Origin of the sequence: Enterobacter cloacae complex sp. IR5428 (assembly GCF_049238585.1) — a bacterium.
Classification (GTDB): domain Bacteria; phylum Pseudomonadota; class Gammaproteobacteria; order Enterobacterales; family Enterobacteriaceae; genus Enterobacter; species Enterobacter intestinihominis.
Genome location: NZ_JBMKHV010000001.1, coordinates 442,189 through 454,280, shown reverse-complemented (window position 1 = coordinate 454,280; position 12,092 = coordinate 442,189). Strand labels below are relative to the sequence as shown.

General features: G+C 52.6%; 10 protein-coding genes. 7 read left to right on the top strand and 3 right to left on the bottom strand.

The genetic code is table 11. From position 1 onward, the window contains the following. Window positions 1–1,083 (top strand): ABC transporter ATP-binding protein, encoded by a 1,083-nt coding sequence (locus ACOTXC_RS02050; protein ID WP_022648294.1) that lies wholly within the window; start codon window positions 1–3, stop codon window positions 1,081–1,083. A 66-nt stretch (window positions 1,084–1,149) separates the two neighbouring features. After that, entirely contained in the window at window positions 1,150–2,064 is a 915-nt protein-coding gene (locus ACOTXC_RS02045; protein WP_421767362.1) for an OmpG family monomeric porin, read from the top strand. 33 nt (window positions 2,065–2,097) lie between these two features. Here ACOTXC_RS02045 and ACOTXC_RS02040 read toward each other — a convergent pair whose 3' ends face one another. Further along, window positions 2,098–3,108 (bottom strand): LacI family DNA-binding transcriptional regulator, encoded by a 1,011-nt coding sequence (locus tag ACOTXC_RS02040; RefSeq protein WP_022648292.1) that lies wholly within the window; start codon window positions 3,106–3,108, stop codon window positions 2,098–2,100. Between the two features lie 155 nt (window positions 3,109–3,263). On the opposite strand from ACOTXC_RS02040, the gene ACOTXC_RS02035 reads away from it, so the two are divergent. From ACOTXC_RS02035 to tyrR, 3 genes are all read left to right on the top strand, one after another. Continuing rightward, window positions 3,264–4,661, top strand: coding sequence for a YcjX family protein (locus ACOTXC_RS02035; RefSeq protein ID WP_022648291.1), 1,398 nt, complete (start codon window positions 3,264–3,266; stop codon window positions 4,659–4,661). After that, on the top strand, window positions 4,658–5,710 hold the full coding sequence (locus tag ACOTXC_RS02030) for a YcjF family protein (protein WP_023306373.1): 1,053 nt from the start codon (window positions 4,658–4,660) through the stop codon (window positions 5,708–5,710). The genes ACOTXC_RS02035 and ACOTXC_RS02030 overlap by 4 nt, the downstream gene beginning before the upstream one ends. A gap of 111 nt (window positions 5,711–5,821) precedes the next feature. Then, window positions 5,822–7,363 carry a transcriptional regulator TyrR gene (gene tyrR / locus ACOTXC_RS02025; RefSeq protein ID WP_022648289.1) on the top strand — a complete coding sequence of 514 codons (1,542 nt, stop codon included), beginning with the start codon at window positions 5,822–5,824 and terminating at the stop codon, window positions 7,361–7,363. Between the two features lie 34 nt (window positions 7,364–7,397). On the opposite strand, the gene tpx is transcribed toward tyrR, so the two are convergent. Beyond that, window positions 7,398–7,904 carry a thiol peroxidase gene (gene tpx, locus ACOTXC_RS02020; RefSeq protein ID WP_003856889.1) on the bottom strand — a complete coding sequence of 169 codons (507 nt, stop codon included), beginning with the start codon at window positions 7,902–7,904 and terminating at the stop codon, window positions 7,398–7,400. Between the two features lie 106 nt (window positions 7,905–8,010). Here tpx and ycjG point away from each other — a divergent pair, with 106 nt between their 5' ends. Further along, window positions 8,011–8,976 carry an L-Ala-D/L-Glu epimerase gene (ycjG, locus tag ACOTXC_RS02015; protein WP_046619740.1) on the top strand — a complete coding sequence of 322 codons (966 nt, stop codon included), beginning with the start codon at window positions 8,011–8,013 and terminating at the stop codon, window positions 8,974–8,976. Here ycjG and mpaA read toward each other — a convergent pair. Then, complete coding sequence (gene mpaA, locus ACOTXC_RS02010; RefSeq protein WP_022648287.1) at window positions 8,967–9,680, bottom strand: murein tripeptide amidase MpaA; 714 nt, start codon at window positions 9,678–9,680, stop codon at window positions 8,967–8,969. The two genes, ycjG and mpaA, sit on opposite strands and share 10 nt — an antisense overlap. Before the next feature lie 183 nt (window positions 9,681–9,863). On the opposite strand from mpaA, the gene ACOTXC_RS02005 reads away from it, so the two are divergent. After that, entirely contained in the window at window positions 9,864–11,480 is a 1,617-nt protein-coding gene (locus tag ACOTXC_RS02005; protein WP_022648286.1) for a peptide ABC transporter substrate-binding protein, read from the top strand. The last annotated feature ends 612 nt before the right edge of the window (window positions 11,481–12,092 follow it).

The window sequence follows — 12,092 nt, the reverse complement described above, 5'->3', positions numbered from 1 at the left end:
ATGGCTCAACTGTCTCTGAAACACATTCAGAAAATCTATGATAACCAGGTCCACGTGGTTAAGGATTTCAATCTCGAGATTGAAGATAAAGAATTTATCGTCTTCGTCGGTCCATCGGGCTGTGGGAAATCCACGACGTTGCGAATGATCGCCGGCCTTGAGGAGATCAGCGCAGGTGAACTGATTATTGACGGGGTTTGCATGAATGATGTTCCCGCCAAGTCCCGTGATATCGCAATGGTCTTCCAGAACTATGCGCTCTATCCGCATATGACGGTCTACGACAACATGGCGTTTGGTCTGAAGATGCAAAAAATAGCACCTTCCATCATCGAAGAACGTGTTAGCTGGGCGGCCCAGATCCTGGGTTTACGCGACTATCTCCAGCGTAAACCTGGCGCATTGTCAGGTGGTCAGCGTCAGCGCGTGGCGTTAGGCAGGGCGATAGTGCGTGAAGCAGGGGTCTTCCTGATGGATGAACCGCTGTCAAACCTCGATGCCAAGCTTCGTGTACAGATGCGCGCTGAAATCAGCAAGCTGCACCAGAAGCTCAACACCACCATGATTTACGTGACGCACGATCAGACGGAAGCCATGACGATGGCGACCCGTATTGTGATTTTAAAAGACGGCATCATTCAGCAGGTGGGCGCGCCGAAGCAGGTTTACAACGAGCCGGCGAATATGTTCGTTGCAGGCTTTATTGGTTCACCTGCGATGAACTTCATTCGTGGCGCGATCGACGACCGATACTTCGTGACGGAAACGCTGCGTCTGGAGATCCCGGAGGAGAAGCTGGCCGTACTGAATGCGCAAGGTTACCAGCGCAAAGCGGTCGTCTTTGGGATCCGTCCGGAAGACATTCTCACGCTACAGCGCAGCGGTGAAAACATCGCGGCGAAGATCAGCGTCGCTGAGCTGACTGGGGCAGAATTTATGCTTTATGCCAACGTGGGCGGGCATGAACTGGTTGTCCGTGCGGGAGCGGCGGATGATTACGTTGCAGGAGATAATATCGGCATCCAGTTCGATATGAGTAAGTGCCATTTCTTCGATGCTGATACTGAAGCAGCTATTAGATAAGAAAGGTATTCGCCGGAAATGAAAGTTTCCGGTTTTTTTGTATGTTAATTATAAAGGAATATTTTAATGAGTACTCTACTAAGAAGTGCTGCGCTCGTTTTGTGCGCAGGGGTAAGCTGCGCGCAAGCAACAGAGTCAACCAAACAGTGGGAATTTAATATTGGTGCCATGTATGAAATTGAAAACGTCGAAGGGCAGGGCGACGATAAAGATGGATTATATGAACCTTCCGTGTGGTTTAACGCCACGTATGATGCGTGGACAATTTCACTGGCGATGTATCAGGAAGGCCCGGTTGATTACAGCAGCATGACGCGCGGCACCTATTTCGATCGTCCTGAATTTGAATTACGGTATCGCTTCATTGGCACAGAGGATTTTACGCTGGGTCTTACGGGCGGATTCCGTAATTATGGATATCATTTTAAAGATGAGCACGGTGCGAAAGACGGTAGTGCTAATATGCAGCGCTATAAAATTCAGCCTGACTGGGATGTGAAATTAACAGATGACTGGCGTTTTGGCGGTTGGTTTGCCATGTACCAGTTTGCGAATGACCTGGGAAAAACCGGTTATTCTGACAGCCGCGTCGAAACGGAAACCGGATTTACCTGGACAATAAACGAAACCGTCTCTGCAAAAGTTAACTACTATTTAGAGCGTGGCTTCAATATGGATAGTTCACGTAATAACGGTGAATTCTCCACCCAGGAGATTCGTGCCTACCTGCCTGTTTCATTAGGCCAGACAACGCTTACACCTTACACCCGTCTGGGGCTCGATCGCTGGTCAAACTGGGACTGGCAGGACGATCCAACTCGTGAAGGGCATGACTTCAATCGACTGGGTCTGCTCTATGCTTATGACTTTGCGATTGGCCTTTCCATGACGCTCGAGTATGCCTACGAATGGGAAAATCATGACGAAGGCGAAAGCGACCGCTTCCACTATGCGGGTGTCGGCGTCAATTACGCGTTCTGATGACGTTATACCAGGGGCGTTTGCCCCTGGTTTTTAGCGTAACGAAGCTGCATCTGAAAAATGTGTTTCAACCAATACCTTATGCGGCGCAGGTTTATCCGCAATACACCTGAACAACAAATCGCAGCTCTCTTCGCCCAGCTTTTTCGTGGGGATATCAAAGCCGCCTGGTGCAGGGGTTAAAATGAGAGATAGCATCGGGTCGCTGTATCCTGCCATTGCGACCTGTTCCGGGATCGCCAGATTTAGCGCATCCGCGGCACGATAAAGACTCAGCAATTTCATGCTGTCAGTCGCAAAAACCGCATCGGGCGGGTTGTCTGAGGAGAGTAGCTGGCAGGCCGCCTGAAGCGCGCTTTCATGGGTATAGCCGCCATCGATAACCCAGGTCGGGTTAATTTCGATACCGTGTTTCTCAAGGCTGAATTTATAACCCGCCAGGCGATCGATAGAGACGTGATAATCGAGCGGGGCATGCAGACAGGCAATTTTGGTGCGGCCATGCGTGATAAACGAGTCTGTTAATATGGCGCTGTCGCGGAAATTATCCGTGTCGACAGAGTAGATATTCTGGTAATTTCCTTCCACTTTACCAATGACGACCACGGGCACACCGTATTCATCCAGCGTCGAGAAAAACGACTCGTTCGCCGGCGAGCTTAGCATGATGATGCCTTTGATCATCTTCTGCTTTATTTTACCCACGCATTTTTGCAGATCATCTTCACTGCTTTTGGACGTTTGTAAAATAACATCAAAACCTTCTTCTTCTGCTTTTGCCGTAATGGCATGCAGTACATCTGAGAAAAAGGGATTTCCTGCAGTGGTCTTGGTTGAGCGGGTCGAAATAACCATAATGGCGTCGAAGCCAGAAGAGGTGAGTGCGCGGGCAAGTTTATTAGGTTGGTAATTTAACTCATCTATCGCCTTCAACACCTTTTCACGCGCTTCAGGAGAAATATTCGTTTGTTTATTCAGAACGCGTGACACGGTTGATTTCGAAACGCCAGCAACGCGGGCAATATCATAGATGGTGGGTGACATACACCTTACTCACTCCAGACGGACAGCAATTGCGTCCATCTTACTGGAGAGAAAACGGCAATAGCAATAATTAAGAATTGATAATCAACGATCTGCCCCAATTTACTGTATTCTGAAGTGACTTTGTTCAGGGTTCCAGACAATGAAGGACGGCGATGAAGCGACTTAAAAACGAATTCAATTCTCTGGTGAACCGTGGCGTTGATCGCCATCTGCGTCTTGCCGTTACCGGGCTGAGCCGCAGCGGTAAGACGGCATTCATTACGGCGATGGTCAATCAGCTGTTGAACCTGCATGCTGGGGCGCGCCTGCCACTGCTTAGCGCGGTGCGCGAGGAGCGATTGTTAGGCGTAAAACGCGTACCGCAACGTGATTTTGGCATCCCCCGTTTCACCTATGATGAAGGTCTGGCACAGTTATACGGGGAGCCTCCCGCCTGGCCCACCCCGACGCGTGGCGTGAGCGAAATTCGCCTTGCGCTTCGTTTTCGCTCGAATGAATCCCTGATGCGTCACTTCAAAGAAACGTCCACGCTGTATCTCGAAATTGTGGATTATCCGGGAGAATGGCTGCTCGATTTACCGATGCTGGCGCAGGATTACCTGAGCTGGTCCCGGCAGATGACCGGTCTGTTGCAGGGGCAGCGGGCAGAGTGGTCGACCAAATGGCGCCAGCTTTGCGAAGGGCTGGATCCGCTGGCACCGGCGGATGAAAACCGTCTGGCTGTCATAGCCCAGGCCTGGACGGATTACCTGCATCAGTGCAAGCAGGAAGGGCTGCATTTTATTCAGCCTGGCCGTTTTGTTCTGCCGGGAGATCTAGCCGGTGCTCCCGCGCTACAGTTTTTCCCGTGGCCGGACGTTGACCGCATCGGCGAATCGAAGCTGGCACAGGCAGACAAGACCACCAACGCCGGTATGCTCCGCGAGCGATACAATTATTACTGTGAGAAGGTGGTTAAGGGTTTTTATAAAAATCATTTTTTACGCTTTGACCGCCAGATCGTGCTGGTGGACTGCCTGCAACCCCTCAACAGCGGGCCGCAGGCGTTCAATGATATGCGGCTGGCGCTGACGCAGCTGATGCAAAGTTTTCATTATGGCCAGCGTACGCTGTTTCGCCGTTTATTCTCGCCGGTCATCGACAAGCTGCTGTTTGCCGCCACAAAAGCTGATCATGTGACGGTCGATCAGCACGCCAACATGGTATCCCTACTGCAACAGCTGGTACAGGATGCCTGGCAGAACGCGGCGTTCGAAGGGATTAGTATGGATTGTCTGGGTCTGGCGTCCGTACAGGCTACGCAGAGTGGGTTGATTGACGTGAATGGCGAGAAAATTCCGGCCCTGCGGGGCAACCGACTCAGCGACGGTGAGCCGCTCACGGTCTATCCGGGCGAAGTTCCCCCACGTCTGCCGGGCCAGGCTTTCTGGCAAAGCCAGGGTTTTCAGTTCGAAGACTTCCGTCCGCAGAGCATGAACGTTGACCAGCCATTGCCGCATATCCGTCTGGATGCCGCGCTGGAGTTTTTAATTGGAGATAAATTACGATGACGGAACCGTTAAAGCCCCGCATTGATTTTACCGGCCAGCTTGAGCAGTCCCCGCATGAGGCGTTTAAAACAGCGCAAACCTTCAGCGGTCCGCAGGCCGACAACTTTGCTCCCGTGCTGGCAGAGGAGCCGTTGGTTGAAGAGGGGCAGGCGGAAGCGGTCGTTGATGCGGCACTGCGCCCGAAACGCAGCCTGTGGCGTAAGATGGTGACCGCCGGGTTAGCCCTTTTTGGCGTGAGCGTAATTGGTCAGGGCGTGCAGTGGGGCGTCAATGCCTGGCAAACCCAGGACTGGGTAGCGCTGGGGGGATGCGCCGCTGGGGCGTTGATCGTTGGTGCGGGCGTCGGCTCGGTCGTGACCGAGTGGCGTCGCCTCTGGCGTCTGCGTCAGCGTGCGCACGAACGCGATGAAGCGCGGGATCTGCTGCACAGTCACGGCACCGGAAAAGGGCGTGCTTTTTGTGAAAAACTTGCGGCTCAGGCCGGGATAGATCACTCTCACCCGGCGCTTCAGCGCTGGTATGCGGCGATCCACGAAACCCAGAATGACCAGGAAGTGGTCACGCTCTATGCGCACATTGTTCAGCCGGTACTGGATGCGCAGGCTCGTCGTGAGATAAGCCGCTCGGCGGCGGAATCCACCCTGATGATTGCCGTCAGTCCGCTGGCGATGGTGGACATGGCCTTTATCGCCTGGCGCAACCTGCGCCTGATCAACCGCATCGCCAGACTGTATGGCATTGAGCTTGGCTATTACAGCCGACTGCGCCTGTTCAAACTGGTGTTGCTGAATATCGCCTTCGCCGGGGCAAGCGAACTGGTGCGGGAGGTCGGGATGGACTGGATGTCGCAGGATCTTGCGGCGCGTCTCTCTGCCCGGGCGGCGCAGGGGATTGGTGCCGGTCTGCTGACGGCACGCTTAGGAATCAAAGCGATGGAGGTTTGTCGTCCACTCCCCTGGATCGATGGCGATAAGCCGCGGCTGGGGGATTTCCGTCGCGAATTGATTGGTCAGCTTAAAGAGACGCTCAATAAAAAACCTGCTCAGTGAGGTTTCGTTTACTAATCGTGCGGGCTGTCAATATTTGTTGACAGCCACCTTCCCGAATACCGTGATCTGACATATCATTTTACTGTTATTGGCTTAAACGGTGAATTTCCCATGCGTCTGGAAGTCTTTTGTGAGGACCGTCTCGGTCTGACCCGCGAGTTACTCGATCTTCTTGTTTTACGTAGCATTGATTTACGTGGCATAGAGATCGACCCTGTCGGGCGAATTTACCTCAATTTTGCCGAAATTGAATTTAATACCTTCAGTAGCCTGATGGCCGAAATCCGCCGTATCGCTGGCGTTACGGATGTACGCACCATCCCCTGGATGCCATCCGAGCGGGAACACCTTGCGCTGAGCGCACTGCTGGAAGCAATGCCGGAGCCGTTTCTCTCTCTCGATCTGAAAAACAAAGTCGAGCGCGTTAACCAGGCCAGTTGCCAGCTGTTTGCGCAGACTCAGGAAAAGCTTATCGGTCATTACGCCACGCAATTGATCCCAGGTTTTAATTTCCAGCGCTGGCTGGACAGCAACCCGCAAAATACCCATAGCGAGCACGTCGTCATCAATGGACAGAATTTTCTGATGGAGATCACGCCGGTCTACCTGAAAGGGGAAAATGCCGCGCGGGTGCTCACCGGCGCGGTAATCATGCTGCGCTCCACGGTGCGCATGGGACGCCAGTTACAGAACCTTTCCAGCCAGGACGTCGGCGCATTCAGCCAGATTATTGCGGTGAGCCCGAAGATGCGTCATGTGCTCGACCAGGCGCGCAAGCTGGCAAATCTTACGGCACCGCTGCTGATTACCGGGGATACCGGTACGGGGAAAGATCTGCTGGCGCATGCTGTGCATATGGCCAGCCCGCGTGCGGCAAAACCGTATCTGGCGCTGAACTGCGCGTCTATTCCTGAAGATGCGGTGGAAAGTGAACTGTTCGGGCATGCGCCGGAAGGCAAAAAAGGCTTCTTTGAACAGGCGAATGGCGGCTCGGTGTTGCTGGACGAGATTGGTGAAATGTCGCCACGCATGCAGGCGAAACTGCTGCGTTTTCTCAATGACGGCACGTTCCGCCGCGTGGGGGAAGATCATGAAGTGCACGTGGATGTACGCGTCATCTGCGCCACCCAGAAAAACCTGGTGGAGCTGGTGCAGAAAGGGGTATTCCGCGAAGATCTCTACTATCGTCTCAACGTTCTGACGCTCAATATTCCGCCGCTGCGCGATTGCCCGCAGGACATCATGCCGTTGACGGAACTGTTCGTCGCCCGTTTTGCCGACGAGCAGGGCGTGCCGCGTCCGAAGCTCTCTGCCGACCTGGGTACCGTGCTGACGCGTTACGGCTGGCCGGGCAATATTCGTCAGCTAAAAAATGCGGTCTATCGCGCATTAACTCAGCTTGAAGGGTATGAACTGCGTCCTCAGGATATTCTGTTGCCGGATTACGATGCCGGGACGGTCTCGGTAGGCGAAGAGGCAATGGAAGGCTCGCTGGATGACATCACCAGCCGTTTCGAGCGTTCGGTGTTAACGCAGCTTTATCGCAGCTATCCGAGCACGCGCAAGCTGGCTAAACGTCTTGGGGTGTCACATACCGCGATTGCGAATAAGCTGCGCGAGTATGGGTTAAATCAGAAGAAGGGTGACGAATAAATAAAAAAGCCTCTTTGCAGAGGCTTTTTTACGTTTAGGCTTTAAGTGCCTCAAGTGCAGCGGTGTAATCCGGTTCGGTAGTGATTTCGTTAACCAGCTCACTGAAAACAACGTTGTCGTTTTCGTCGATCACCAGCACCGCACGAGCAGCCAGACCTTTCAGCGCGCCTTCGGAAATGGCAACACCGTATTTTTCCAGGAAATCCGGGCTGCGCAGAGTGGAAAGGGTGATGACGTTGCTCAGGCCTTCAGCGCCGCAGAAACGGGACTGGGCAAACGGCAGGTCAGCAGAAATGCACAGCACTACGGTGTTGTCCATTTCGGTCGCCAGCTGGTTGAATTTACGCACTGATGCAGCACAAACGCCAGTATCGATGCTTGGGAAAATGTTCAGGACTTTACGTTTGCCAGCAAACTGGCTCAGCGTGACGTCAGACAGATCTTTAGCCACCAGAGTAAAAGGCTGTGCTTTGCTGCCAGACTGTGGGATGGAACCTGCAACAGCAACCGGGTTGCCCTGGAAATGAACGAGTTGTGACATAGATATCTTCCTGTTTACAAATAGTTAACGTCGTGGCTAGTGTATGTCATCCGCAGTTAGCACGGCAAACCAATTTTCTGCCTTTCCGGCCTGCAAGGAGTCAGTGATGAGAAGCGTTAAGGTCTATGAAGAAGCCTGGCCATTGCACACCCCGTTTGTGATCTCGCGCGGCAGCCGTAATGAGGCCTGCGTGGTCGTGGTTGAATGTGAAGAGGACGGCGTAAAAGGCGTCGGGGAATGTACCCCTTATCCTCGCTACGGAGAAAGCCTGGCGTCAGTCATGGCGCAAATTATGACGGTGGTGCCCGAGTTGCAGGCGGGCCTGACGCGTGAGGCTCTTCAGCAGAGGTTGCCGGCCGGCGCGGCACGTAACGCGATTGACTGCGCACTCTGGAGTCTGGAAGCGGCGAAACAACAAAAACCGCTACCTTCGCTGCTGGACGTTACGCTGCCGCAATTGATCGTCACCGCGCAAACGGTGGTCATTGGTGAACCAGAGCAAATGGCCGCCAGCGCTCAGGCGTTGTATGCCACCGGTGCAACCTTATTAAAGGTGAAGCTCGACGATCGTCTGATTAGCGAACGCATGGTCGCCATTCGTGCGGCGGTACCTGATGCCACCCTTATCGTCGATGCGAACGAATCATGGCACAGCGAAGGGCTGGCAGCCCGTTGTCAGCTGCTTGCCGATCTGGGCGTTGCCATGCTGGAGCAGCCTCTCCCGGCAGAAGACGATGCCGCGCTGGCGAATTTTATTCATCCGCTTCCCGTCTGTGCAGACGAAAGCTGTCATACCCGTGAGAGCCTGTCAGCCCTCAAGGGCCGCTACGAGATGGTGAACATCAAGCTGGATAAAACGGGTGGGTTAACCGAGGCCCTGGCACTGGCACAAGATGCCCAGGCGCAAGGCTTTTCCCTGATGCTGGGCTGTATGTTGTGTACGTCCAGAGCGATCGGTGCTGCACTCCCGCTGGTGAACAGCGTGCGTTTTGCCGATCTGGATGGCCCAACCTGGCTGGCGGTTGACGTTTCACCCGCCCTGAGTTTTACCTCCGGCGTACTTCATCTTTGAGGCTGCCAGCGCAGAAGATCTGTCATCGCTCTGAGGTATTTTTCACTCGCTTCATCCGAGGAAATAGGCGGAAACTCTGCGGTGATACAGTGAAGACTGAGGTCCGCGCACCAGCTGCCAAACGACCCGGGCGTTTCATACCCGACGCTGGTTACCAGAGGTAGAGCAAACGCATCCGCCAGCCACTGCCCGAGCGCTGTATGACGAGGATCTTCAATACAGGCGAGGGGATCGTGGAAAGAGACAACCCAGGCCGGGTGGATCTTATGAATAAGCTGACACAGCGCCTGGGTTTCGGGCTCGGAACCCGGTTTTTCTCCCGTAAGCAGGACCACATCTCGTTCCTGCGCCGAACTGTTCCAGCGATACACCGTTTCACCGGCACGCCAGTTTGCTGCCGGAAAGTTCCTGTTAAGGTCAACGCCTCGTGCATTCGCCCGTAATCCAAGCTGGCATCCGTCCGGGTTGACGGTCAAAATCACATGATGTCGTCGTAAATCGGGGGCCAGCGTACGTAGCGCGCACGAAAGCGTCACTATGGACGAGTTTTCATCGCCATGTGTGCCCGCAATGATTAAGCCGCTTGTGCGATCGGGCTCGGGAGCCGGAAACCAGATCAGTGGGGCGCCTAAAAATGAGCGGCCATAATGTTCAGTCCCGGGCGGGAAGGCGCCGCGTTCCGTTCTTGGTCGGGTGGTTGCCATAATAAACCCTGATGATGAAGTCGCTTCTGGCAGTGTTGTGCAAAACCCGCGCTTAATCAAATAGTTTCCGTCTGTGTGTAAAATTGCCTGACATCAACTTTCCTGAGGAAGCATTTGCATTTCTCCGTTTCGAAACAAATAATTACGCATCTGCCTGTTACCTGACATCATTAAGGGGATCGTATGAAGCATCCTGTTTCGCTTCTTTGTACTGCGCTGTGGCTGTGCGGGTTTTCTTCACTTTCATATGCCGCGGAGGTTCCCAGGGGAACGGAGCTGGCGCAAAAGCAGGAGCTGGTTCGACACATTAAAGATGAACCCGCCTCGCTCGATCCGGCAAAAGCGGTGGGTTTACCCGAGATACAGGTGATCCGCGACCTTTATGAAGGGCTGGTGAATCAGAACGAAAAAGGGGAGCTGGTTCCCGGCGTGGCGACGCGCTGGCAGAGCAACGATAACCGTGTCTGGACGTTTACGTTGCGGGATAACGCGAAGTGGTCTGACGGTACCCCTGTGACGGCACAAGATTTTGTCTACAGCTGGCGTCGTCTGGTTGATCCTAAAACTACGTCACCTTTCGCCTGGTTTGCAGCGCTGGCGGGTATTAATAATGCGCAGGCCATTATCGATGGTAAAGCTGCACCGGAAACGCTCGGCGTGACGGCAGTCGATGCTAAAACGCTGCGCGTGCAGCTGGATAAACCGCTGCCATGGTTCAGCAACCTCACGGCTAGCTTTGCGTTCTATCCTGTTCAAAAGGCAAACGTGGAAAGCGGTAAAGAATGGACGCGCCCTGGCGCGCTCATCGGCAACGGTGCGTATGTGCTGAAAGATCGCGTGGTGAATGAAAAACTGGTGGTTGAGCCGAATACTCACTACTGGGATAACGCCAACACGGTGCTTAAAAAAGTCACCTTTGTGCCAATCAACCAGGAGTCCTCAGCGACCAAACGCTATCTGGCGGGCGATATCGATATTACAGAATCGTTTCCGAAAAACATGTACCAGAAGCTGCTTAAAGATATTCCGGGACAGGTTTATACACCGCCACAGCTTGGGACCTATTACTACGCGTTTAACACACAAAAAGGCCCAACTGCGGATGCCCGCGTACGTCTGGCGCTCAGCATGACTATCGACAGACGTATTATGGCGGAAAAAGTCCTGGGAACCGGTGAGAAACCGGCCTGGCATTTCACTCCCGATGTCACTGCCGGTTTTACACCGGAAATCTCGCCATTTGAGCAGATGTCGCAGCAGGAGCTAAATGCTCAGGCGAAAACGTTATTACAGGCGGCAGGCTATGGTCCCCAGCGCCCGCTGAAATTAACGCTGCTGTACAACACGTCTGAAAACCACCAGAAAATCGCCATTGCCGTCGCATCTATGTGGAAGAAAAATCTGGGTGTTGACGTTAAGTTGCAGAATCAGGAATGGAAGACCTACATCGACAGCCGCAATACCGGGAATTTCGACGTGATCCGTGCGTCGTGGGTAGGGGATTATAATGAGCCGTCGACATTCCTGTCGCTGCTGACGTCCTCTCACACCGGCAACATCTCACGGTTCAACGACCCTGCTTACGATAAGATTATTCATCAGGCGACGCTCGAAACCACTGAAAAAGCGCGTAATGCAGACTACAACATGGCCGAGAAGATCCTCGCCGAGAAAGCGCCGATAGCCCCTATTTATCAATACACCAATGGCCGCCTCATTAAGCCCTGGGTTAAAGGGTATCCGATAAATAACCCAGAGGATGTTGCGTACAGTCGTACAATGTATATTGAAAAGCATTAAAAAAACAGGAAAGGCGCTTAAGTGGTTTTGGCAAATAGCTATACATCGCTTAAGCGCCTGAACACACGGTTCATGGTACCTACAGGCTAGTTATTATCAAAATTCCTTTCATAAAAAATCATTTATTCTTTTGATGAATGCTTCGAGCGACATCTCTTTTCCAGTTTATTGAAAAGCGTGCAAGCATTTATACATCCTCCATGTAATAGCTTAATTCCTGCTATTTAAAACCTGACTTTTGTCCGATATAGGATTTTTCCATATTCAGGAGGTTTATTGAATAAGATGATATGTCTCTGCGATTTTGCAGCTGATGCTTAGATCAGCATTGATATAAATCAATTATTCAACGACAGGTGGCAATGAATTCAATATTCTCTATCAAGGCAGACGTTCCTGCTAATCTATTGTGAATAAATGGTTAATACTTTCTGCGTGCCACTTATATCTGGAATTTATAAATACTAGTGATTAGTGGAAAATTCTTAAGAAAAATCCATATGCAGATCTTTGATCTGAAAAGTTGATCATGAATGGGCTTTTGCTCTAATATGGTTTTGTAAAGACCCGTCACTCACTTAACACGTATTTCTTGCAAAGAAAGGGACTGCT

What these genes read in the sequence shown, in the direction of transcription:
- ACOTXC_RS02050 (WP_022648294.1), top strand. Translation starts at nt 1, where the DNA reads ATGGCTCAACTGTCTCTGAAACACATTCAGAAAATCTATGATAACCAG.
- ACOTXC_RS02045 (WP_421767362.1), top strand. Translation starts at nt 1,150, where the DNA reads ATGAGTACTCTACTAAGAAGTGCTGCGCTCGTTTTGTGCGCAGGGGTA.
- ACOTXC_RS02040 (WP_022648292.1), bottom strand. Translation starts at nt 3,108, where the DNA reads ATGTCACCCACCATCTATGATATTGCCCGCGTTGCTGGCGTTTCGAAA.
- ACOTXC_RS02035 (WP_022648291.1), top strand. Translation starts at nt 3,264, where the DNA reads ATGAAGCGACTTAAAAACGAATTCAATTCTCTGGTGAACCGTGGCGTT.
- ACOTXC_RS02030 (WP_023306373.1), top strand. Translation starts at nt 4,658, where the DNA reads ATGACGGAACCGTTAAAGCCCCGCATTGATTTTACCGGCCAGCTTGAG.
- tyrR (WP_022648289.1), top strand. Translation starts at nt 5,822, where the DNA reads ATGCGTCTGGAAGTCTTTTGTGAGGACCGTCTCGGTCTGACCCGCGAG.
- tpx (WP_003856889.1), bottom strand. Translation starts at nt 7,904, where the DNA reads ATGTCACAACTCGTTCATTTCCAGGGCAACCCGGTTGCTGTTGCAGGT.
- ycjG (WP_046619740.1), top strand. Translation starts at nt 8,011, where the DNA reads ATGAGAAGCGTTAAGGTCTATGAAGAAGCCTGGCCATTGCACACCCCG.
- mpaA (WP_022648287.1), bottom strand. Translation starts at nt 9,680, where the DNA reads ATGGCAACCACCCGACCAAGAACGGAACGCGGCGCCTTCCCGCCCGGG.
- ACOTXC_RS02005 (WP_022648286.1), top strand. Translation starts at nt 9,864, where the DNA reads ATGAAGCATCCTGTTTCGCTTCTTTGTACTGCGCTGTGGCTGTGCGGG.